The sequence below is a fragment of the Mycobacterium sp. E136 genome (assembly GCF_001666865.1).
In the GTDB taxonomy this organism is placed as follows: Bacteria; Actinomycetota; Actinomycetes; order Mycobacteriales; family Mycobacteriaceae; genus Mycobacterium.
Genome location: NZ_LZJE01000243.1, coordinates 1 through 21,620, shown reverse-complemented (window position 1 = coordinate 21,620; position 21,620 = coordinate 1). Strand labels below are relative to the sequence as shown.

Annotated in this window: 19 protein-coding genes and 3 pseudogenes; 8 read left to right on the top strand and 14 right to left on the bottom strand. The window is 66.0% G+C overall.

Translation table 11 applies throughout. The features are described 5' to 3' along the window. Positions 1-96: 96 nt before the first annotated feature. The 8 genes and pseudogenes from A5698_RS16010 to uvrC form a co-directional block, all read right to left on the bottom strand. Positions 97-1,986: an ATP-binding protein gene (locus A5698_RS16010; protein ID WP_353651822.1), complete on the bottom strand. Its 1,890-nt coding sequence runs from the start codon at positions 1,984-1,986 to the stop codon at positions 97-99. Positions 1,987-2,313: 327 nt separating this feature from the next. Beyond that, positions 2,314-2,730, bottom strand: a pseudogene (locus A5698_RS29875) (adenylate/guanylate cyclase domain-containing protein); the annotation flags it as partial. Between the two features lie 20 nt (positions 2,731-2,750). After that, on the bottom strand, positions 2,751-3,236 hold the full coding sequence (locus A5698_RS16005) for an adenylate/guanylate cyclase domain-containing protein (RefSeq protein ID WP_068298747.1): 486 nt from the start codon (positions 3,234-3,236) through the stop codon (positions 2,751-2,753). Continuing rightward, positions 3,236-5,635: an ATP-binding protein gene (locus A5698_RS16000; protein WP_502688935.1), complete on the bottom strand. Its 2,400-nt coding sequence runs from the start codon at positions 5,633-5,635 to the stop codon at positions 3,236-3,238. Before A5698_RS16000 ends, A5698_RS16005 begins: the two co-directional genes overlap by 1 nt. 330 nt (positions 5,636-5,965) lie before the next feature. After that, entirely contained in the window at positions 5,966-6,943 is a 978-nt protein-coding gene (whiA, locus tag A5698_RS15995) for a DNA-binding protein WhiA (protein ID WP_156670781.1), read from the bottom strand. Beyond that, positions 6,940-7,977: a uridine diphosphate-N-acetylglucosamine-binding protein YvcK gene (gene yvcK, locus A5698_RS15990; RefSeq protein WP_068298741.1), complete on the bottom strand. Its 1,038-nt coding sequence runs from the start codon at positions 7,975-7,977 to the stop codon at positions 6,940-6,942. Before yvcK ends, whiA begins: the two co-directional genes overlap by 4 nt. Beyond that, positions 7,974-8,873, bottom strand: a complete 900-nt coding sequence (gene rapZ / locus A5698_RS15985; protein WP_197500650.1) for an RNase adapter RapZ — start codon at positions 8,871-8,873, stop codon at positions 7,974-7,976. Before rapZ ends, yvcK begins: the two co-directional genes overlap by 4 nt. Before the next feature lie 11 nt (positions 8,874-8,884). Then, positions 8,885-10,879 carry an excinuclease ABC subunit UvrC gene (uvrC, locus tag A5698_RS15980; protein WP_068298735.1) on the bottom strand — a complete coding sequence of 665 codons (1,995 nt, stop codon included), beginning with the start codon at positions 10,877-10,879 and terminating at the stop codon, positions 8,885-8,887. 53 nt (positions 10,880-10,932) lie between these two features. On the opposite strand from uvrC, the gene A5698_RS15975 reads away from it, so the two are divergent. Together A5698_RS15975 and A5698_RS15970 are read left to right on the top strand one after the other, a co-directional pair. After that, positions 10,933-12,900: a gamma-glutamyltransferase family protein gene (locus tag A5698_RS15975; RefSeq protein ID WP_197506796.1), complete on the top strand. Its 1,968-nt coding sequence runs from the start codon at positions 10,933-10,935 to the stop codon at positions 12,898-12,900. Further along, entirely contained in the window at positions 12,897-13,364 is a 468-nt protein-coding gene (locus A5698_RS15970; protein WP_068298731.1) for a GNAT family N-acetyltransferase, read from the top strand. The genes A5698_RS15975 and A5698_RS15970 overlap by 4 nt, the downstream gene beginning before the upstream one ends. On the opposite strand, the gene A5698_RS15965 is transcribed toward A5698_RS15970, so the two are convergent. Genes A5698_RS15965 through A5698_RS15955 form a run of 3 tightly spaced genes read right to left on the bottom strand, consistent with a single transcriptional unit; the run spans position 13,351 to position 15,592 of the window. Beyond that, positions 13,351-13,800, bottom strand: a complete 450-nt coding sequence (locus tag A5698_RS15965) for a PH domain-containing protein (RefSeq protein WP_067087611.1) — start codon at positions 13,798-13,800, stop codon at positions 13,351-13,353. The genes A5698_RS15970 and A5698_RS15965 overlap by 14 nt on opposite strands. Then, positions 13,797-14,276: a 6,7-dimethyl-8-ribityllumazine synthase gene (gene ribH / locus A5698_RS15960; RefSeq protein ID WP_067087609.1), complete on the bottom strand. Its 480-nt coding sequence runs from the start codon at positions 14,274-14,276 to the stop codon at positions 13,797-13,799. The genes A5698_RS15965 and ribH overlap by 4 nt, the downstream gene beginning before the upstream one ends. Next, positions 14,273-15,592: a bifunctional 3,4-dihydroxy-2-butanone-4-phosphate synthase/GTP cyclohydrolase II gene (locus A5698_RS15955; protein ID WP_067087638.1), complete on the bottom strand. Its 1,320-nt coding sequence runs from the start codon at positions 15,590-15,592 to the stop codon at positions 14,273-14,275. Before A5698_RS15955 ends, ribH begins: the two co-directional genes overlap by 4 nt. Positions 15,593-15,767: 175 nt before the next feature. Between A5698_RS15955 and A5698_RS15950 the strand changes: the two genes are divergently transcribed. Together A5698_RS15950 and A5698_RS15945 are read left to right on the top strand one after the other, a co-directional pair. Next, positions 15,768-16,106 (top strand): hypothetical protein, encoded by a 339-nt coding sequence (locus A5698_RS15950; RefSeq protein WP_068298730.1) that lies wholly within the window; start codon positions 15,768-15,770, stop codon positions 16,104-16,106. Positions 16,107-16,350: 244 nt separating this feature from the next. Further along, positions 16,351-16,536 carry a hypothetical protein gene (locus A5698_RS15945; RefSeq protein WP_068298727.1) on the top strand — a complete coding sequence of 62 codons (186 nt, stop codon included), beginning with the start codon at positions 16,351-16,353 and terminating at the stop codon, positions 16,534-16,536. Positions 16,537-16,568: 32 nt separating this feature from the next. Here A5698_RS15945 and A5698_RS15940 read toward each other — a convergent pair whose 3' ends face one another. Then, on the bottom strand, positions 16,569-17,168 hold the full coding sequence (locus A5698_RS15940) for a riboflavin synthase (RefSeq protein ID WP_068298724.1): 600 nt from the start codon (positions 17,166-17,168) through the stop codon (positions 16,569-16,571). A gap of 184 nt (positions 17,169-17,352) precedes the next feature. Here A5698_RS15940 and A5698_RS15935 point away from each other — a divergent pair, with 184 nt between their 5' ends. Together A5698_RS15935 and A5698_RS15930 are read left to right on the top strand one after the other, a co-directional pair. Then, positions 17,353-18,054 carry an LppX_LprAFG lipoprotein gene (locus tag A5698_RS15935; RefSeq protein WP_068298723.1) on the top strand — a complete coding sequence of 234 codons (702 nt, stop codon included), beginning with the start codon at positions 17,353-17,355 and terminating at the stop codon, positions 18,052-18,054. Further along, a complete protein-coding gene (locus A5698_RS15930; RefSeq protein WP_068298827.1) occupies positions 18,054-19,628 on the top strand; it encodes an MFS transporter in 1,575 nt (524 codons plus the stop codon). The genes A5698_RS15935 and A5698_RS15930 overlap by 1 nt, the downstream gene beginning before the upstream one ends. Here the strand turns inward: A5698_RS15930 and A5698_RS29030 are convergent. Continuing rightward, positions 19,625-19,786, bottom strand: coding sequence for a hypothetical protein (locus A5698_RS29030; protein ID WP_197506795.1), 162 nt, complete (start codon positions 19,784-19,786; stop codon positions 19,625-19,627). The genes A5698_RS15930 and A5698_RS29030 overlap by 4 nt on opposite strands. Positions 19,787-19,956: 170 nt before the next feature. Here A5698_RS29030 and A5698_RS15925 point away from each other — a divergent pair, with 170 nt between their 5' ends. After that, positions 19,957-20,511, top strand: a complete 555-nt coding sequence (locus A5698_RS15925) for a type 1 glutamine amidotransferase domain-containing protein (protein WP_197506794.1) — start codon at positions 19,957-19,959, stop codon at positions 20,509-20,511. 47 nt (positions 20,512-20,558) lie between these two features. Next, positions 20,559-21,431, top strand: a pseudogene (locus A5698_RS15920) (ABC transporter permease); the annotation flags it as partial. A gap of 35 nt (positions 21,432-21,466) precedes the next feature. Here the strand turns inward: A5698_RS15920 and A5698_RS30005 are convergent. Then, positions 21,467-21,595 (bottom strand): annotated as a pseudogene (locus A5698_RS30005) (ABC transporter permease); the annotation flags it as partial. Between the last annotated feature and the right edge of the window lie 25 nt (positions 21,596-21,620).

Genomic DNA, 21,620 nt, shown 5'->3' with positions numbered 1-21,620 from the left:
ACCGCGAGCGCCGCGCGCATCTCATCCGGTCGGACTCCCATCGTCGTGTCAAGCCCTCGATGTCGGCGAACAAGAAGGTCACGACGTCACGGGGTTTCACGTCGCGCGCTCGAGTTCTGCTCGCGCTCGGTCGATCTGGTCGTAGGCGTACGTCACCATCGCTGACGGCGTCATCGTCTCACCTTTCGTGACAAGCGCTTCGTATGTCTGCAGGTCGAGATGTTCCCGAATACGCGCGACTGTGGTACTTATCTGCGGGTTGGCAACGGTGGCCATGGGGTTGAGCGCGGCAAAGCTCGAGACAACGGCGGCCGCGGCTAACTGCCCTACCCGCTCAAGGATCGTTGCGAGCGTGATGAGCGGCGAATGCGGGAAGGCGACACTGCCCGCATTGAGGTAGTTCCGCAACGCCAGCGTGATGTGATCCAGCGCAGCCAGGGGATCGCCATGGTCGACCTCGAGCGACGCCAGGATCGCCGCCATGTGTGATTCGTTGAAGCGGTTGCCGGTTTCTCGCGTTGTGACCAGCCCGCGCCGCGCGGTGTAAAGCGCCCGGAGGGGGTCGGCGTCGCGATAGGCCCACGCTGTTGAGAGCAGCGCATATGAGAGCGCCCACGGATTGGCCGTGGCTTCAGCGGCCTCGACAAGACCGTCCGCCGCGGTGATTGCCTCTTCGGCACGGCCGGCGAACACTAGCGCGTTCACCATCGCCGACCTGGTGAACCCATGCGTGTCCTTGCCGCCCTCGACGAATTCGCAGCACCACTCGAGATACCGCTCCGGCTGGCCGATCATTATGTAGGCGCCACCTGCCAGACCGTCAAGGCCAAACGGGATATCTACGCAGGCAGGTCGTTTCGCTTTTGGTATCTCCTCGGTGTAGGCGAGACCCTGCTCGGTTCGACCGGTCTGGTAGCACAGCGATGCCACCTGAAGCAGGTATGCGAGCCGGGGGTGGGCGACCGCGCGGGCGTTTTCGATCAGTTCCTCGGCCCACGTGGACGGTTCGTAGTTCTCGGCGAGAGTACCCACGAGTCCGACGAATGTGGCGATGGTTGCGGCGGTATCGATGTCGTCGTGGTCCGCCGCCCAACGAAATGCCGTGCGCATATTCCCCAGCTCCGTGAGGATCCATTCATATGCCTCACGCTGCCGTGGGCCGTCCCACAGAGTCATGACGAAGTCTTCCCGGCCCGCGAAGTACCGAGCGTGGATTGCTCGGACCTCATCTGCCGCGTCCGACTCAACGAGGTGGTCCTCGGCGAACTGCCGGATGGTCTCCAACATCGAGTACCTGGTTCGCCCACCCACTCGATCCGCGATGAGTAACGACTTTCGCACCAGTGTATCCAGGCGGCCCAGCACGGCGTATTCGTCGTCCGCGAGTTGTGCCACGGCGCATGCGCTGTCGAGGTCAAATCCGCCGGCGAAGACCGAACATCGATTCAGCAGCGACTTCTCCGCACCCTCGAGAAGCTCGTACGACCAGGCGACCGCGTGGCGCAATGTCTGGTGACGTTCCATGCCTCGACGAGAACCCACGAGTAACTTGAATCGCTGTCCGAGGCGATCTCGCACCTCGGTCGCCGTCATCGAGGCCATCCGCGATGCCGCCAATTCGATCGCCAACGGAATGCGGTCGAGGCGTCGGCATATCTCTTCGACGGCTTCCGGCTCGTCTGCCGAAAAGGTCGGTGCGACACTGCGAGCGCGTTCAATGAACAAATCGACGGCGGAGTCGATGTCGAGCGATCGCAGCGGCCATACCTGCTCCTCCGTGACGCCCAATCCTTCTCGACTGGTGGCGAGGATCTGCACCGTCGATGAGGCAGTGAGAATCGCTTCGACCAAGTCGGCAGCCGCATCGAGAACATGCTCGCAGTTGTCGAAGACAAGAAGGCGCACGCGACCGTCGAGTGCAGAGGCCACCGATTCTGAGACGTTCATGCCCGGCTGAACGGTAATGCCCAGCACCGCGGCGACCACGTCTGGCACCGCATCGGGATCCAAGACGGCTGCTAGCTCGAAGATCCATGTGCCGTCGGGGAATTCGGGGGACAGCTGCGCGGCAGCCTCGAGTGCCAGCCGTGTCTTGCCGACTCCCCCGACTCCGGTCAAGGTGACGAGACGCCGTGACCGGATGGCCGCCATGATGTCGACAAGCTCGCCATCGCGCCCCACCAGGTTGGACGTGGCGCGCGGCAAGTTTCCCGGGGTCGGATCGACTGTCCGAAGGGGCGGGAAATCATCCTGCAGGCCCGGTACCCGCAGCTGGTGCACGGTGACCGGGCTGGCGACATCGCGCAGCCGTCGGGGTCCCAGATTCACCAGCTCGATCCCGCTGAGCAGACCGGCCGTCGAGTCGGCGACAAGGATTTGACCACCGTGCCCAGCCGCCATCACCCGCGCGGCACGATTGAGCACCGTTCCGAAGTAATCGTTGTCGCGTAGCTCGGCTTCACCGGTCGCGATCCCCATCCGAACCGGCAGCTGCAACTCCCGTTGTGCATCGATCGCCGCCCGCACCGCCGCCACTGGCGATTCGAACGCAGCAGCCATCCCATCCCCGGAATGGCTGAACACAAAACCGTCATGCGCCTCAATCGCCGACCGCAACACCTTGTCGTGCACCGCAAGAGCAGCCCGCATCGCATCCGGATCGGACTCCCACCGACGCGTCGACCCCTCGATATCGGTGAACAGAAACGTCACTACCCCCGACGGTTTCACGTCGCTCGCTCGAGATCTGCTCACGCCTCGTCGATCCGCTCGTAAGCGTAGGTGGCCATGGCGCCGGCGGTCATCGATGCGCCTTTCCTGGCCAACAATTCGTACGTCGAGTCGCCGAGAACTTCGCGTAGGTGCGCGATCACCTTGTCGAGGTTCGGAAACGAAGCCGCCATCACGCGTGCCGCGCGGTTGAGCACCGTGCCGAAGTAGTCTCCGTCGCGAACCTCGGCCTCCCCGGTCGCGATCCCCATGCGCACCGGCAGTTGCAATTCCCGTTGTGCATCGATGGCGGCCTCGACGGCGGCGCTGGGCGAAGCGAACGCGGCGGCCACGCCGTCCCCGCTGTGGCTGAACAGGAATCCGTCGCGCGCCTCGATTGCCGACCGCAGCAGTTTGTCGTGAGCGGCCAAGGCAACGCGCATCGCGACTGGATCGGCCTCCCATCGACGGGTCGAGCCCTCTACATCGGTGAACAGGAACGTCACGACGCCCGACGGCGCATTCATCATGACCGCCCGAGTTCTGCTCGCGCCTGGTCGATTTGGTCGTAGGCGAAGGCCGCCACAGCCGATGCCGTCATCGACTTACCATGCTGGGCCAGGTCTTCGTACCGTTCGTCCCCCAGCAAGTCGCGTAGATGCGCAACCGTGGCCTCGATTTCCGGGATGGTGACCATGGTGATGGGACTGTGCGCGAAACCCAGAAGTGTCGCGGCCTCCTCATACCTCCCACGTCGGTCCAGCAGAACGGCGAGATTGGCCAACGGCACCCCAATCACGGCGATGTTGCCGGAGTCGCGGTAATTGCGGACGGCCAATGCGATGCAGTCCAGCGCAGCCAGGGGATCACCATGTTCGGCTTCTACGCGGCCCAGTGTCATCGCCAGGATCGATCCGTTCGCGCGAACGCCATTGTCCCGCGCGACTCTCAACCCACGGCGCAGCGCCTCGAGGGCCGCCGCTGGATTAGTGTCCCGCCATACGTATCCGTATGCCAAGAGCGCGTACGACATCGCGAACGGATTCCGTTGAGTCTCGGGGTTCTCGAGCAGGTCGGCCGTGACGGCCATGGCCTCGGCCGGACGATCGGCGATGGCCAGCGCCATGGCAAGGGACGACCTGACGAAGGCGTGTGTGTCAGGACTCAAAGCAAGCTCTGCACGACACAATTCGACCCACAGGTCGGCACGTCCGACAGATAAATAGGCGCCACCGAGATTGCAGTAGACGGCGCCTAACGGTCCATTCCACTTCAAACCGTCGCGGACATCGCGAAGCGCCATGTGGCCCGCCTCGCCGTAGCGCAGACCGTCCTCAATCCGTCCCATGAAGTAGCAGAACGAGGCGATGACGTACAGGTATCCGAGGTGCGGGTTACGAGACACCTTGGCCGCTTCGAGGATCTCCTCGGCCCACGACGTCGACTCGTAGTTCTCGATGCACATGCCGAGGAAGCCGGCGAATGTCGTGATGGCGGCGGCGGTATCGATGTCCGCGTGGTCAGCGGCCCAGCGGAAGGCGATGCGCAGATCGGGCAGTTCTGTCATGAACCATTGGTAGGACTCGCTTTGGCGCGGGCTGTCCCACAGATCCAGGACACGCTCCGACCGCGTCGCAAAGTGTTGTGCGTGCGCGTTTCGCGCTTCCTCGGCATGTCCCGCACCGGCCAGTCGTTCCTCCGCGAACTCACGAATAGTCTCGAGCATGGAGAAGCGCGTCGGCACCACAGCGTGGTCGGCCGTCAGCAAGGACTTACGAACCAGCGAATCCAACAGGTCGAGGACCGTGTACTCGTCCGCCCCATCGACTCCGCCGACCGCACAAGCACTTTCGAGGTTAAAGCCTCCCGCGAATACGGAACACCGCTCGAGCAATCTCTTTTCCGCCTCTGCGAGCAGGTCGTAGGACCATGCCACCGCGTTGCGCAGCGTTTGGTGACGACCCAAAGCTCTACGGGATCCGACGAGAAGCGCGAATCGCCGGTCAAGATGATCTCGGATTTCTTCGATGCCTATGGACGAAGTCCGTGACGCAGCCAGTTCGATCGCCAACGGCAGGCAGTCGAGACGCCGGCAGACTTCGCGAACGATGGGCCCGTCGTCGAGCGCCATGCCTGGCGCAACGTTGTGGGCACGCTGGATGAACAGATCGACCGCGGCTGCGAGTTCGAGCGATCGCACTGGCCACACCTGCTCATCGTTCAGCGCCAGGCCTTCACGGCTTGTGGCGAGCACCTTGACAGTCGATGAGGCTCCGAGAATGGTTTCGATGAGATCTGCAGTCGCATCGAGTACATGCTCGCAATTGTCGAATACCAGCAGGCGCAGGCGACCTTCGAGGGTGCTCGCTACCGAATCGGCCATGGTCCTGCCGGGTTGCTGGGTGACACCGAGCACCGCCGCGACGGCATCGGGCACTGCGGCCTCGTCGTTCACGGCCCCGAGTTCGAAAAGCCACACCCCATCTGGAAATTCGTTCGACAACTGTTCAGCGACCTCCAACGCCAGCCGTGTTTTTCCCACCCCTCCCACGCCGGTCAACGTAAGCAACCGTCGAGCCCGGATGGCGCCGGCGAGCTCCGCCACCTCAGCCTCACGTCCCACCAACGGAGCCGGGACGCGACGCAGGTTTCCCGATCCGGAGTCGAGTGCCCGAAGCGGCGGGAAGTCAGCGCGCAGACCCGGTGCTCGCAGCTGAAAAAGCGTTACCGGCACCGACACATCGCGCAACCGCCGCGGGCCCATATCGATGAGTTCGACGCCGTCGAGCAGAACCGCCGTCGAACCGGCGACCAGAATCTGACCGCCGTGCCCGGCCGCCATGACCCGCGCCGCACGATTGAGCACAGCCCCGAAGTAGTCATTGTCGCGAAACTCGGCCTCACCGGTCGCGATACCCATGCGCACCGGCAATTCCAACTCCCGCTGGGCGTCGACGGCGGCCCCGACGGCAGCGCTCGGCGACGCGAACGCGGCCGCAAGACCATCACCGCTGTGGCTGAACACGAACCCGTCACGCGCTTCGATGGCCGACCGCAACACCTTGTCATGGCAAGCGAGCGCCACCCGCATGGCATCCGCGTCGGACTCCCACCGACGAGTAGAACCCTCGATATCGGTGAACAGGAACGTCACGACTCCGGTGGGCGGGTCACCCGCGGACACAACTGAAGTGTCGGCCGAGTGGCCGCTTGTCACACGCTTTTCGCCGAAATGGCTGCCGTGTGGCGACTCGAGCTAAGCGTCCTCGAGCAGGTCCGGCGTGACGGCCGACTCGGTGTCCGGAATTCCGTCCTGCTTGGCCTTGCGGTCGGCCATCGACAGCAACCGTCGAATACGGCCCGCCACAGCGTCCTTCGTCATCGGCGGTTCCGCGAGCCGGCCCAACTCCTCCAACGACGCCTGCCGATGTTCCACCCGCAGCTTGCCCGCGGCGGCGAGGTGATCGGGCACCGTATCGCCCAGGATCTCCAGCGCCCGTTCCACTCGAGCGGCCGCGGCGACCGCCGCACGTGCCGAGCGACGCAGGTTGGCGTCGTCGAAATTGGCCAGCCGGTTGGCCGTGGCCCGCACCTCGCGTCGCATCCGACGCTCTTCCCACGTCAACCGGGTGTCCTGCGCACCCATCCGGGTGAGCAGGGCGCCGATCGCCTCGCCGTCGCGCACCACCACCCGATCGGTTCCGCGCACCTCGCGCGCCTTGGCACTGACCCCCAACCTGCGGGCAGCGCCGACGAGTGCCAGCGCTGCCTCCGGACCAGGGCAGCTGACTTCCAACGCCGACGACCGCCCCGGCTCGGTGAGCGACCCGTGCGCCAGAAATGCGCCGCGCCAGGCTGCTTCGGCGTCGGCCACACTGCCGCCGACCACCTGCGCGGGCAGCCCCCGCACGGGCCTGCCGCGCAGATCGAGCAGACCGGTCTGCCTGGCCAGCGCCTCGCCGTCCTTGGCCACCCGTACCACATACCGGGTGCTCTTGCGGATTCCGCTGGCCGATACGACGTGGACCGAGGCGTTGTAGCCGTACAGGTCGTAGATGTCTTTGCGCAGCCGCCGGGCGATGATGCCGAGGTCGACCTCCGCCTCCACCACCACGCGTCCCGAGACGATGTGCAGCCCGCCCGCGAAGCGCAACAGGGAGGCCACCTCGGCGCGTCGAGCACTGACCGAATTGACGACCAGCCGACTCAACTCATCCTTGACCTCGGCTGTCATCGCCACGGGTCGTCACCTCTCGGTCCATTCGCTCTCGACGTGGGCACTGCCGGCGCCGGGTCGGCGGCGCCGCGAAGACGCACACCTTCCAGCGCCGCGGCCAACCGCGCCGGGTCATGTAAAGGTGTACCAGGTCTGGACACGTCAGCAAACTGAACTTGAGCACGAAGGATGTTCGCGGTTCGACGCAATTGCTCACGTTCACGCTCGCTGGGCACTCGGCTCGCGTCGACGATGATGTCGTGCACGGTGAAGTCGGGGGCGTGCTGCGCCAGCACATGGATGTGCCGCTCGACCGAGAAGCCGGCCGTCTCCCCCGGTTCGGCCACCAGGTTGAGCACCAGCGCGCGCCGCGCCGCGGTCGCCTGCAGCGCCGCCGCGAGCTCGGGAACGAGCACATGCGGAATGACGCTGGTGAACCAGGAGCCGGGGCCCAGCACCACCAGGTCCGCCGCCATGATCGCGTCGACGGCCTGCCGGGTGGCCGGCGGATCACCCGGCAGCAGCCGCACACGGCGGACCTTGCCCACGGTCGTGGCGATAGCCACCTGGCCGCGGATCACGCGGCTCATCCGCGGATCGGATTCCAGACCCGCCACGTCGGCCTCGATGCCCAGCCCCATCGGACACATCGGCAGCACGCGGCCCTTCACGCCGAGGATGCGGCCCAGTTCGTCGAGCGCGGCCACGGGGTCGGCCAGAACCTCGCTGAGACCCGCGAGCAGCAGGTTGCCGATCGGATGCCCCGCGAGCGCCCCGCTGCCACCGAACCGGTGCTGGATGATCGTTGCCCACAGTCGGCCGTGCGGGCTGTCAGATGCCAACGCCGCCAACGCCATTCGTAGATCACCGGGTGGCACGACGTCGAGTTCGTTGCGCAGCCGGCCCGAGGAACCGCCGTCGTCGGCAACCGTGACGATGGCCGTCACGTGCGGCGTCAGCCGGCGCGCCGCCGACAGGGTTGCGTATAGTCCGTGGCCACCACCGAGTGCGACGATCCGCACCGCGGCGAGCCGCGAATCAGATGAAGTCATTCGCGACCCAGATCCCGGTGCAGCACCCGCACCGTGAGGTCATCACCGTCCTGCAGCCGCGCCGCCAGCGCCTCGGCGATCGCCACGCTTCGATGTTTGCCGCCGGTGCATCCGATGGCGACGGTCATATATCGCTTCCCCTCGCGACGGTATCCGTCGATGACTACGTCGAGCAGACGATGATAGGTCTCCAGGAAGTCCCCTGCACCCGGCTGCCCGAGAACGTAGTCGCGAACCGCGGGATGCTGCCCGGTGTGCGGGCGCAGGTCGTCTACCCAGTGCGGGTTCGGCAGAAACCGGACGTCCATCACGGTGTCGGCGTCCATCGGCAACCCGTACTTGTAGCCGAAGGACTCCACCGTGACGTTCGTGTGGGCGACGGTCTCGCCGCCGAAGGCGCGTTCGATGCTCTCGCGTAGCGCGGGCACCGACATCGCCGAGGTGTCGATCACCAGATCGGCCGACGCACGCACCGGAGCCAGCAGCGCGCGCTCGGCCGCAATGCCTTCTGCCAGCGTCTGATTGCCCTGCAGCGGGTGACTGCGACGGTTTTGCTCGTATCGGCGCACCAGGCTCTCGTCCGAGGCCTCCAGGAACAACACCCGCGGCGCGATGTTGCGGGTCGCGAGCTCGTTGCGCACCCAATCCAGGTCCCCGGTGAAACCCCGCGACCGCACGTCCATCACCACCGCCAGCTGGGTGATCCGCGATCCGGCGGCGAGCCCCAACTCGACCATCTGCGCGATCAGCTCCGGGGGCAAATTATCGGCGACATACCAACCGAGATCCTCGAGCACCTTGGCCGCCGTTCCCCGGCCCGCCCCCGAAAGGCCGGTGACGAGAACCACGTCGATACCGGAGTCGGCGCTGGCCCCATCCCGAAGATCCGCGTGCATTCCCTGGTCCGTCATCCCGATACCTTGCTCTGATGATTGCCGATCGCTGCGTCGGGCGCGTCACTTTCGGACGGTACGCCCAGCGCGTCGAGCACGGCGCGCGCGGTGGCGACCCCGATACCGGGTACCGCGGTGATCTCCTCGATCGATGCCTCCTTCAGTCGTGCCACCGAGCCGAAGTGGGTGACCAGCGCTTTGCGCCGATGCTCACCGAGCCCCCGGACCGAGTCCAGCGCCGACGCAGTCATCCGCTTCGATCGCTTGCTGCGGTGGTAGGCGATGGCGAACCGGTGCGCCTCGTCACGCACGCGCTGCAACAGATAGAGCCCTTCGCTGTTGCGCGGCATGATCAGCGGGTCCGGCTCGGACGGAACCCACACCTCCTCCAGGCGCTTGGCCAATCCGATCACCGCCACGTCGGTGATGCCGAGCTCGTCGAGCACCGATTGCGCGGCATTGACCTGCGGCGCACCACCGTCGACGACGTACAGGTTGGGTGGATACGCGAACTTGCGCGACTTACCTTCCGGCGCAAGCTCGGTCGGATGCTGGAGGTCGTGCAGGTGACGATAGAAACGCCGCCTGGTCACCTCGGCGATGGAGGCGACGTCGTCGGAGCGGCCCTCGCCCGCGGCCTCCCGGATCGCGTAGTGCCGGTAGTCGGACTTGCGCGGCAAGCCGTCTTCGAAAACCACCAGCGAGGCCACCACATCGGTGCCCTGCACATGGCTGATGTCGACGCATTCGATGCGTAGCGGTGCGTCGGCCAGCCCGAGCGCATCCTGAATGCTTTGCAGTGCAGCGGTTCTCGCGGTGAAGTCACCCGCCCGCTTGAGTTTGTGCTGGGTGAGCGCGTCCTGCGCGTTGCGACGCACGGTCTCGGCGAGCGCACGCTTGTCGCCGCGCTGGGGAACCCGAAGCATCACCCGCGACCCTCGCAGCTGGGTCAGCCAGGCGGAAAGCTCGTCGGAGTTGCTCGGCAGGCACGGAACCAGTACCTGGCGCGGCACGGGGTTGGTCGACTCGTCGCCGCCGCTGTCACTGGCCCCGCCCAATTCGGCTTGATCGCCGTAGAACTGGGTCAGGAATTGTTCGACCAGGTGTTCCTGGCTGGTTTCTCCGGGCTCACCGGACTTCTCGACGATCCACCCGCGCTGGCCACGAACCCGGCCACCGCGGACGTGGAAAACCTGCACCGCCGCTTCGAGTTCGTCGTCGGCGAACGCGACCACGTCGGCGTCGGTGCCGTCACCGAACACCACAGCCTGCTTCTCCAGCGCACGTTTGAGCGCGCCGATGTCGTCGCGCAGGCGTGCGGCCCTCTCGAAGTCCAGTTGTTCGGCGGCCTCGTTCATCTGCTGTTCCATGTCGCGCACCAGCCGGTCGGTCTTGCCCGCGAGGAAATCGCAGAAGTCGAGGACGATCTGGCGATGCTCGTCGGCGCTCACCCGTCCGATGCACGGCGCCGAGCACTTGTCGATGTAGCCCAGCAGACAGGGCCGGTCGATTTGCCTGTGCCGCTTGAAGACTCCCGCAGAGCAGGTCCGCGCCGGGAACACCCGCATGAGGAGGTCGAGTGTTTCGCGGATCGCCCACGCATGCGAGTAGGGACCGAAGTAGCGGACGCCCCTACGCCGCGCACCGCGGTACACCATCAGCCGCGGGTACTCCTCGTTGAGCGTCACTGCCAGCACTGGATACGACTTGTCGTCGCGGTACCTGATGTTGAACCGCGGATCGAACTCCTTGATCCAGTTGTATTCGAGCTGCAGCGCCTCGACTTCGGTGTTGACCACCGTCCACTCGACGCTGCCCGCCGACATCACCATCTGACGCGTGCGCGGCGCCAGGTTCGCGATGTCGGCGAAGTAGGAGTTCAGTCGGCTGCGCAGGCTCTTGGCCTTGCCGACGTAGATCACCCGGCCGTGTGGGTCGCGGAACCGATAGACGCCCGGTTCGACGGGAATCGACCCGGGGGCGGGTCGGTACGTCGATGGATCGGGCACGGATTCCAGGTTACTGCCGCCTCCCGACGGCCCCGATCCACTACCGTCGAGTGATGCGGATCTCCTCTGTGACGAGGGTGATGGCCCCGCTGACCGGGTTGGTGCTGGTGTTGGCCGGATGCTCCGCAGACGAGCGCACCGAATCCGAAGCCTCGGGACCTTGCGCGATCGTCGAGAACGGCACCCCGGTGGTCAAGACCACCGCCGCAGCCTCCCCCGGTTCCCCTCCCACCTCCAGGGACATCTCCACCAACCCCGAGGTGGCCACGGGCTACCGCAGCGACATGACGCCGGTGCGCACCAGCAGCTTCTCCGTCGCCACCGCAAATCCGTTGGCCACCCAGGCCGCGTGCGAAGTGCTGCGCGACGGCGGCACGGCGGCGGACGCGCTCGTCACCGCGCAAGCCGTGCTCGGCCTCGTCGAGCCACAGGCTTCCGGCCTTGGCGGCGGAGGCTTCCTGCTCTACTTCGACGCGGCGTCCGGAAGGGTCCAGGCGTACGACGGGCGTGAGGTCGCGCCGGCCGCCGCGACCGAGAACTATCTGCGCTGGGTCTCCGATGCCGACCGCACGGAACCCAAGCCGGACGCCAGGGCCTCCGGACGCTCGATCGGCGTACCGGGCATTCTGCGGATGCTGACCGACGTCCACGCCGAGCACGGCAAGACGGGCTGGCGCGACCTTTTCGCCCCCGCCGTCCGGCTGGCCGACGACGGCTTCGACATCAGCGCCCGGCTCGCGGCGGCCATCGAGGACGCGGCACCTGAGCTCAAGCTCGACCGCGAAGCCGCCGAATACTTTCTCGAATCCGACGGCAGCCCCAAAACGGAGGGCACCCAGCTGACCAACCCCGCATACTCGAAAACGTTGGGCGTCATCGCAACCGACCCCCAGTCGTTCTACACCGGCGTGATCGCCCGCGACATCGTCGCGGCGGCGACCGACGGCTCCGGCGGCCGCACACCCAGCCTGATGACCGCCGAGGACCTCGCCGGCTATACGGCCAAGAAACGTGAACCGCTGTGTGCGCCGTACCGCGGCCGGGAGGTGTGCGGGATGCCGCCACCGTCGTCCGGCGGCATCGCGGTCCTGGCCACGCTCGGCATCCTCGAACACTTCCCGATGGCAGATCACAAGCCCACCGACATCGATCGCAACGGCGGTCGGCCCTCCGTCATGGGCGTGCACCTGATCTCCGAGGCGGAACGGCTGGCCTACGCCGACCGCGACAAGTATGTCGCGGACACCGATTTCGTTCCGCTGCCCGGCGGTTCCCCCGAGACGCTGCTCGGCAGCGACTACCTCGCCGGGCGCGCCGCGCTGATCTCCGAACAGCACAGCATGGGCACCGCCAAAGCCGGCGAGTTCGGGCCGCCGACCAGTCCGGCGCCGCCGGTTCCCGAACACGGCACCAGCCAGGTCAGCATCGTCGACTCGCAGGGCAACGCCGCGTCGTTGACCACCACGGTGGAATCCGCGTTCGGCTCGTTCCACATGGTCGACGGGTTCATCCTCAACAACCAGCTCACCGACTTCTCGGCCGAACCCACCGGCCCTGACGGAACATCGGTCGCCAACCGCGTCCAGCCCGGAAAGCGGCCCCGCAGCACGATGGCGCCGACGCTGATCTTCGACCAGGCGCGGGGTGGACAACGTGGCGACCTGTACGCCGTGCTCGGTTCGCCCGGCGGCGCGGTGATCATCCAGTTCGTGGCGAAAACAATTGTGGGGATGCTGGATTGGGGGCTCGATCCGCAGCAGGCCGTGTCGATGGTCGACTTCGGTGCCGCCAACACGCCGAAGACCAATATCGGCGGCGAGCATCCGATCATCGACATCTCCGGCCCACCAGGATTGGCTGGCGACCATGACCCGCTCGTGCGGGGCTTGCGCGAACTCGGCCACCAGGTGGATCTGGCCGACCAATCGAGCGGCCTGTCGGCGATCACCCGAGACAGCGCGGGCCTCATCGGTGGTGCGGATCCGCGCCGGGAAGGGTTGGTCATGGGCGACACCCGATGACCGAACGCATTGCCCGCCTGGGCGAAACCGACTGGCGGGTCTTCGCCGCCGTTCGGATGAGGGCGCTGGCCGACTCGCTGGGCGAGAACGACCCGAGCTATCGCGACGAGGCCGCCTTCACCGCCGCGCAGTGGCGCCGACGGCTACGCGACCATGCGCAGTTCGTCGCCCTGATCGGCGAGCGTCCAGTCGGCCTGATCGGGGCGCAACAGGAGAACGCCGAGACCGTGTACCTGTACTCGCTGTGGCTCGATCCGGCGGTCCGCGGGCGCGGGCTGGCGAAGCAGTTGGTCGCGGCGGCGCTCGACTGGGCGCGCAGCAGCAACGTGCACACCGTCCGGTTGCGCGTGGCGACCGACAACGCGGCGGCGCGCCAGGTGTACGAGAGCATCGGGTTCACGGTCGCAGAGGATCAAACCACGTCCATCGCCGACGAACTGGCAATGAGGCTCAGCGTGAGTTGAGGCCCTTGTAGTGCTCGAGCACGCCGCGTACGCGGTCCATCGCGTCCACCGCGCGGTCCTTGTCGACGGCCTGGATCGCCATGATCGGGATGTACTCGTCGTCGGGCAGATCCACACGGGCCCACCGCGCACCCCGCGGGAACGAGATGTCGACGACCTCGGACCAGGGAATCACCTTGTCGGCAACCAGATTTCGTACCGCCACACCCGATGCGCCCGCCCGCAGCCGGGGACGCGCGAACATCAACACCACCGCGGCGATGACGACACCGAGCAGCGCGATCGCAACCTGGTCGGCGGTGCGGAAGATCACCCCGGTGGAGCCCACCTTCAGCAGCGCGCCGACTGTGACATGCGCGATGAGGATCAGCGCTGCGGCCGTGTAAGCGAAATACGGTGCCAGGTGAGGGCGTACCTCGACATCCCAGTCGGTCATGAGCCCGAACGCAGGTTCCGCAACGTCAGCGCGGTGGACAGGGCCGCGGCCGCCGCCTGCGCGCCCTTGTCTTCGGACGACGAGGGCAGGCCGGCCCGGTCGAGGGCCTGCTGTTCGGTGTTCGTCGTCAGCACGCCATTGGCCACCGGCGTCGACGCGTCCAGCGACACCCGGGTCAAACCCTGGGTCACCGCGTCGCACACGTAGTCGAAATGCGGTGTCTCACCGCGGATCACCACACCGAGCGCCACGACCGCGTCATGAGTGGCCGCCAAAGCCTGTGCCACGACGGGAATCTCGATCGCACCGAGCACCCGCACGACCGTGGGATTGTCGAGGCCGGCATCCGCAGCGACCTTGAGCGCGCCGTCGAGCAGGGCATCGCAGATGGTCTCGTGCCAGGTGCTGGCCACGACGGCGAGCTTGAGTCCCGATCCGTCGATGTGGGGGAGATCGGGTACGCCCGTACCGCTCACAGGGCTCCGCCGAGATCGGTCGGCCGGCGGTCACCGAGCAGGTACACGCCCTCGTCGTAGTCGGCCATGGTAGTCGCCTCGTGGTAATCGTCGAGGCCGCTCAGGTCGTGGCCCATCCGGTCGCGCTTGGTCATCAGGTAGCGGATGTTCTCTTTGTTGGCGCGCACCGGCAGCGGCACACGTTCGATGATGTGCAGCCCGTAGCCATCGAGCCCGACGCGCTTGGCGGGGTTGTTGGTCAGCAGCCGCATCGACCGCACACCGAGATCGACGAGGATCTGCGCGCCGATGCCGTAGTCGCGGGCGTCGGCGGGCAGGCCGAGTTTGAGGTTGGCGTCGACGGTGTCGTCGCCGGCGTCCTGGAGTTGATAGGCCTGCAGCTTGTGCATGAGGCCGATGCCGCGACCCTCATGCCCGCGCATGTACAGCACGATGCCGCGGCCTTCGCGGGCGACCATCGCCATCGCCGCGTCGAGTTGGGGTCCGCAGTCGCAGCGCTGGGAACCGAACACGTCGCCGGTGAGGCATTCGGAGTGCACGCGCACCAGCACGTCGTGGCCGTCGCTGGTCGGACCCGCGACGTCACCCTTGACCAGCGCGACGTGCTCGACGTCGTCATAGATGCTGGTGTAGCCGACGGCGCGGAATTCGCCGTGGCGGGTCGGAATCCGGGCCTCGGCGATGCGCTCGATGTGCTTCTCATGCTTGCGCCGCCACTCGATCAGGTCGGCGATCGAGATCAGCGCGAGGTCGTGTTCGTCGGCGAAGATGCGCAGCTCGTCGGTCTGCGCCATCGAGCCTTCGTCTTTCTGGCTGACGATCTCGCAGATCGCACCGGCGGGTTGCAGCCCGGCGAGTCGCGCCAGGTCGACCGCGGCCTCGGTGTGGCCTGGGCGGCGCAGCACCCCACCGTCCTTCGCGCGCAGCGGCACGACGTGCCCCGGTTTGGTGAAATCGTCGGCGATGCTCGACGGATCCGCCAGCAGGCGCATCGTCGTCGCCCGGTCCGCGGCTGAGATACCAGTCCCCACACCGTTTTTCGCGTCGACGGTGACGGTGTAGGCGGTGCCGTGCTTGTCCTGGTTGACCGCGTACATCGGCAGCAGGCCGAGCTTGTCGCAGATCGCCCCGTCGAGCGGCACACAGAGATAACCGGAGGTGTAGCGGACCATGAACGCGACGAGTTCGGGGGTCGCTTTTTCGGCGGCGAAGATGAGGTCGCCCTCGTTCTCGCGATCCTCATCGTCGATCACGACGACGGCCTTGCCCGCGGCGATATCGGCCACCGCGCGCTCAACAGTGTCAAGCCTCGTCACCACATCAGTATGAACCACCAGGGCCCAAAACTTATTGCCGGCCCGCTGACCTGGAGGTATACCGGTGTAGTCGGTGCCGGGCGGCCTGGCCCGGCGAGCTGTTTTCGTAATCGCCCTCGGCCCACGTCGCCTGACGCCTACGCTAATTTTCCCGGTCATTTCGAAGAGGACACATATGAAAGCGTCACGTCTCACCGCCCCGAGGCTGCTGATCGCCGCGTGTCATGTGGCCGCCTCCGGGTTCCTCTTCGCCTCTGCTCCCGCGGCCGCCGAGCCGTTCGATCCGGCCCCACACGGGCCTTCCGCCGGTGGGTCCGACGTGATCCCGGCGGTCGGGGTGCTCGAAGGCATGTGGCGTCAGTACGTGCCCCGCGACGCCGCCCCGCCCGACCAGATGGCGTCAGTTGATCGGTTCTTCAGCGATTTCGTACCGAAGCCCGCGCAAATCGGCGACTTGTTCGCATTCCTTGAACACTTCCGTGGGCCCATGACGAACCCGGGGGGCATCTCCTAAGGAGGGCGCGGCTACAGGACGGTCTCCAGCGTCGTGGTGCGTACGGGTATGGGAAAGATAGGCGCCTGACCCTCGAGCAAATCAAGACGCGGTGGCAGGAGCCATCTGGACCATTTGCGTCCTCCAATCGGAGGAGAGTGCTTTCCACCCGGAGACCGGCCGATCAGCCGACACGCTCGGGTATCGATCAGCAATACGTTCGTGACGATTCGTCATCGCTTTACACATTCGAAAGGAACATCCGATGACCGACATGAACACGATGCACGATCACTACACCGTAGTGAGCAACACCGGCGGCGTCCGCATCTCCCGCGTCGTAATTGCAGCGAACTCCAGCGACGCAGCCGAGACGCACCGTCTGCACTATCCCGGCGGCGACATCATCAGCATTCGGCAGGCTACGGCGTCGATACAGCTGACTGCATAGGACGCATGGAAGGCCCCCGAAGTCGCGCTTAATCAATCGGTTTCGGGCGAGAGCAGACGCTCGACATACTTGGCGATCACGTCCACCTCGAGATTGACCAGCGTGCCGACCTCGGCACGGCCGAGAATCGTGAGATCGAGCGTCGTGGGGATCAACGACACCTCGAACCAGTCGTGGCCGAGCCCGGACACTGTCAGCGAAACACCGTCGACGGTGATGGAGCCTTTCTCGACGACGTACCGCGACAGTGCGGTCGGCAGTGCGATACGCATCACGGTCCAGTGCTGCGACGGCGTGCGCGCGATGAGGTGCCCCGTGCCGTCGACGTGTCCCTGAACGATGTGCCCGCCGAGGCGGCTGTTCACAGCCGCGGCCCGCTCGAGGTTGACCTTGCTGCCCACCCCGAGTCGGCCCAGGCTCGACCGGTCCAGCGTCTCGCCGATCACATCGGTGGTGAACGTCGCTTCCGGTTGCACCTCGACGACGGTGAGGCAGACACCGTTCACCGAAATCGAGTCACCGTGGCGGGCGTCGGAGGTGACGAGGGGCCCGCGGATGGCGAGCCGGGAGAAATCGCCGAGATCCTCTTTGCCGACGACCTCGCCGACCTCTTCGACGATTCCGGTGAACACGCCGCCAGACTATAGGGTGCGGACTACTTTCCGGGGTGACGGCTTCCGCAGGAACATCTCGCCGCTACACCCGCCGATGCGACTTCTCCGAAACTCCAAAAAAGTCGAGGTTAGGAGTCATGTTCGGGTACACGCCCATGCCCGCGGACCGCACCCGTGCACCCGCACCCTCTACCATGCAGTCATGCCCAAGCGCCTCGTATTGATCTTGTTAGCCCTCGCCACCGCCGTCCTTGTCTTCGCGGGGTGCTCCAAGTCCGAGGAGCCCGCCAAGGACCTGCCGGATGCTGCGACGCTCCTGCAGCAATCGAGCCAGACCACTAAGAACCAGACAAGCGCGCATATCAAGCTGACAGTTGACGGTAAAAGCGAAAAGCTGCCGATCGAGATGCTGGAGGGCGATCTGAGCAACGCTCCAACGTTCACGGCGGAAGGAAAAGTCAATCTTCTAATGATGGGTCAGCGCCTCGAGGGCGTGCAGTTCGCAGTCGTTGACGGCGATCTTTACGCCTCGATGACCCCGGGTGCCGGGTTGTCGAACTTCGGCCCCGCCGCGGACATCTACGACGCCTCGCTGATCCTCAACCCGCAGACTGGCGTTGGCAACGTGCTGGCCAACTTCTCCGACCCCAAGGCCGAGGGCCGAGAGGACCTCAACGAGGTCCGGACGGTGCGCATCACCGGAAACGTCAGCGCGGACGCGGTGAACAAGATCGCGCCGCAGATAGCAGCGACCGGCCCGGTGCCGGGGACCGCTTGGATCGCCGAAGACGGCGACCACAAGCTGGTCCAGGTGAAGTTGCAGACGGAGTCCGACTCCAGCGTCACCATGGCGTTGTCTGAGTGGGGCAAGCCGGTGACGGTCGCCAAGCCGCCGGCCGCCTGATGTCAATCTCAGAGTCCACGGGGACCGAAACCGCTGCGACGACGGCGTCGAACCGCCGGATCGCGATCAGTGCGGGCGGCCTCGCGGTGTTGCTCGGCGCACTCGACACGTACGTCGTCGTCGCCATCATCCGAGACATCATCGTCGACCTCAGCATCCCGCTGAACCAGCTGCAACGGGTCACACCCATCATCACGTGCTATCTGCTGGGCTATATCGCCGCGATGCCGCTGCTGGGCCGCGCCTCAGACAGGTTCGGCCGCAAGTTCATCCTTCAGCTGAGCCTGGCTGGGTTCGCGGTCGGCTCCGTCGTCACGGCCTTATCGAACGACCTCGTGCCGATGGTGATCGGCCGAACTATTCAGGGTGTCGCCAGCGGCGCGTTGCTGCCGGTAACGCTGGCACTGGCCGCTGATTTGTGGTCCACGCGTAACCGAGCGTCGGTGCTGGGCGGGATCGGCGCCGCCCAAGAACTCGGCAGCGTGCTGGGCCCGCTCTACGGCATCGCCGTCGTCGCGGCACTGAGCACGTGGCGCGACGTGTTCTGGATCAACGTCCCGCTTGCGGCTATCGCCATGCTGTTGATCCACTTCAGCCTGCCCGCCAGGCTGAAATCGGAACATCCGGAGCGTGTCGACGTGGTCGGCGGCGTTCTGCTGGCGGTCGCGCTCGGACTGACGGTGATCGGGTTGTACAACCCCGCGCCGGACGGCCGCAAGATTCTGCCGAGCTACGGGTTGCCGGTGCTCCTGGTTGCGGCGGTGTCCCTCGTGGCGTTCTTCGTGTGGGAGCGGTTCGCCCGCACGCGACTCATCGAACCGGCCGGTGTCCATTTCCGGCCGTTCCTGGCTGCCCTAGGCGCCTCGTTGTGCGCAGGTGCGGCGCTGATGGTGACGCTCGTCAACGTCGAGTTGTTCGGGCAGGGAGTGCTCGCCAAGGACCAGACCGGAGCTGTTCTTCTGCTGCTGCGCTTCTTGATCGCGCTCCCGATCGGCGCCGTGATCGGCGGGTGGATTGCGACCCGCGCGGGGGACAGACTGGTCGCCTTCGCTGGCCTGATGATCGCCGCAGGTGGTTACTGGTTGGTTTCAAACTGGGGCGTTGACGTACTGACCACCCATCACGACCTCGGCTTCATTGCCCTGCCGGTGCTCGACACGGATCTGGCGATCGCCGGCTTCGGCCTCGGTCTCGTGATCGGACCGCTCACGTCCGCGACGCTACGGGTGGTTCCTGCTGCTCAGCACGGCATCGCATCGGCTGCCGTCGTCGTGGCGCGGATGATCGGCATGTTGATCGGCCTGGCCGCCCTGACCGCCTGGGGGTTGTACAAGTTCAACCAGTATCTCCAGGAGCGCCTCGACGCCCTGCCTGCCCCGACGGCAGACACCCCCGGCGGGCTATTGGCCGCTCAGGCCGCCCGGGTGGCCCGGGCAAACGTGGAGGCATACACCATGCAATACGGCGTCATTTTCCTGGCGACAGCTGTCGTGTGCGTGGTCGGCGCTTTGCTCGGATTGGTAATCAGCGGACGGACCGAGCTCGCTGACGACAACGGAGTGCGTGGCTCCTAGCAGCGCTCGAGGCCGGGCTGAAGCAGCGCGGGCTCGGCCGGCCGGGCGTCCTGCTCGGCGGGTTGTGAGGTCGGGAGCCTCAAGGTGTCGCAGATCATCGCCTTGAGGGTCCGTGGATGCATCGGGCGATGAGTAAGCCAGTCCTGCAGTGCAGTCATGGGTCGTCCTTTGTTCGTGCTCACCAGCGCGCAAATCGTCGGTGAAGGCGCGATTGCGGCGGGCCCGTCGGGGCCCACTCTGGTACGAGTGTACCGAGGTAATCGCGCTGATTGACTCCTAGACGCGCGGGGTATGCGGGGCATCACACCTACCTCAACGGAGAAAGCTGATGGCAAGTTCACTGAATGGCAAGAAGATTGCATTTCTAGTCGCCCCCGAAGGTGTGGAGCAGGTCGAGCTGACCGAGCCGTGGAAGGCCGTCGAACAGGCCGGTGGCACCCCCGAACTGGTCTCGACGGAGGTCGGCAAGATCCAGGCGTTCAACCATTTGACCCCGGCCGACACGTTCGACGCCGAGAAGTCCGCCGACTCCGTGTCGGCGTCCGACTACGCCGCGCTGGTGCTGCCCGGCGGCGTCGCGAACCCCGACAATCTGCGGATGAACGGCGACGCGGTCGCGTTCGCCAAGAGCTTCTTCGATGCGGGAAAACCGGTCGCGGTGATCTGCCACGGGCCGTGGACGCTCATCGAGGCCGACGTGGTGCGGGGACGCACCATCACGTCGTGGCCCAGCGTGAAGACCGACCTGGTGAACGCCGGTGCCAATTGGGTCGACGACGAGGTCGTCGAATGCTCGCGTGGGCCAAACACTTTGGTGTCCAGCCGCAAGCCGGATGACCTGCCCGCATTCTGTAACACGTTGGTCAGCGCTTTCGCGAAGTAGCCGAAACCCGATACGTCGACCGTAGTAGCCGGGGTAACGTCGTCGACATGCTCATCGCCGCGCTGCGCGACATGCAGTGGCGAAGGCGACGTTTCGCCATCGCGGTGCTGTCCACGGCGATCATTTTCGGGATGACGCTGGCGCTCACGGGTCTGGCCAACGGTTTCCAGACCGAGGCCAGACGCACGGTCGACTCACTCGGTGTGGACCTGTTCATCGTCAAGGCGGGCGCGTCCGGTCCGTTCGTCGGCGCCACACCGTTCGCGCCGGTGGAATTGCGCCGCATTGCCGCGGCTCCCGGCGTCGACGTCGCCGCTCCCCTGGCTTATGCCGGCGGCACCGCGACGCTCGACGGGGATACCCGCAACGTCGACATCTTCGGCGCGCCCGAGCGCGGACCGGGGATGCCTCCGGTCATCGAAGGACGTGCGCCCACGGTCCCGGGTGAGGTCGCGGTGTCGACAACGCTGGGACGCGGCCTCGGCGATGAGGTCGAGATCGCCTCGCAGCGCCTGCGGATCGTCGGCCTGGTGGAAAACTCGACCGCATTGGCCAACCTGCCCAATGTGTTTCTCACCACAGAGGGTGCGCAGGAGCTGGTGTACGGCGGTGAGCCACTGGTCGCCTCCATCGGTGTGCGCGGTGCGCTGGAGCGCGTGCCGAACGGATATCGGGCGGTCGATCGCGCCGGGGCCATCGACGATCTGCTTCGACCGTTGAAGGTGGCGGTCAATTCGATCACGATCGTCGCGGTCCTGCTGTGGATCGTCGCGGCGCTGATCGTGGGGTCGGTGGTCTACCTGTCGGCGTTGGAGCGGCTGCGGGACTTCGCCGTTTTCAAGGCGATTGGGGTGCCGACTCGTTCGGTGATGGCCGGGCTCGCCCTGCAGGCGGTGATCGTGGCGCTGCTGGCCGCGCTGGCGATGAGGCCGATCACCACCGCGACCACCGGCAGCGCGACGAAGGCCTGTGTGGGGATGATCACCTGCATCGGGAACAGTGGTCCGAGCAATAACGAGAGCCCGGCCCCGACCAGCGCGGCCAGCAGCGCCACGATCACCGCCTGCAGGGCGAGCCCGGCCATCACCGAACGAGTCGGCACCCCAATC

What these genes read in the sequence shown, in the direction of transcription:
- A5698_RS16005 (WP_068298747.1), bottom strand. Translation starts at nt 3,236, where the DNA reads ATGAATGCGCCGTCGGGCGTCGTGACGTTCCTGTTCACCGATGTAGAG.
- whiA (WP_156670781.1), bottom strand. Translation starts at nt 6,943, where the DNA reads ATGACAGCCGAGGTCAAGGATGAGTTGAGTCGGCTGGTCGTCAATTCG.
- yvcK (WP_068298741.1), bottom strand. Translation starts at nt 7,977, where the DNA reads ATGACTTCATCTGATTCGCGGCTCGCCGCGGTGCGGATCGTCGCACTC.
- rapZ (WP_197500650.1), bottom strand. Translation starts at nt 8,873, where the DNA reads ATGCACGCGGATCTTCGGGATGGGGCCAGCGCCGACTCCGGTATCGAC.
- A5698_RS15975 (WP_197506796.1), top strand. Translation starts at nt 10,933, where the DNA reads ATGCGGATCTCCTCTGTGACGAGGGTGATGGCCCCGCTGACCGGGTTG.
- A5698_RS15970 (WP_068298731.1), top strand. Translation starts at nt 12,897, where the DNA reads ATGACCGAACGCATTGCCCGCCTGGGCGAAACCGACTGGCGGGTCTTC.
- A5698_RS15965 (WP_067087611.1), bottom strand. Translation starts at nt 13,800, where the DNA reads ATGACCGACTGGGATGTCGAGGTACGCCCTCACCTGGCACCGTATTTC.
- A5698_RS15950 (WP_068298730.1), top strand. Translation starts at nt 15,768, where the DNA reads ATGAAAGCGTCACGTCTCACCGCCCCGAGGCTGCTGATCGCCGCGTGT.
- A5698_RS15945 (WP_068298727.1), top strand. Translation starts at nt 16,351, where the DNA reads ATGACCGACATGAACACGATGCACGATCACTACACCGTAGTGAGCAAC.
- A5698_RS15935 (WP_068298723.1), top strand. Translation starts at nt 17,353, where the DNA reads ATGCCCAAGCGCCTCGTATTGATCTTGTTAGCCCTCGCCACCGCCGTC.
- A5698_RS15930 (WP_068298827.1), top strand. Translation starts at nt 18,054, where the DNA reads ATGTCAATCTCAGAGTCCACGGGGACCGAAACCGCTGCGACGACGGCG.
- A5698_RS29030 (WP_197506795.1), bottom strand. Translation starts at nt 19,786, where the DNA reads ATGACTGCACTGCAGGACTGGCTTACTCATCGCCCGATGCATCCACGG.
- A5698_RS15925 (WP_197506794.1), top strand. Translation starts at nt 19,957, where the DNA reads ATGGCAAGTTCACTGAATGGCAAGAAGATTGCATTTCTAGTCGCCCCC.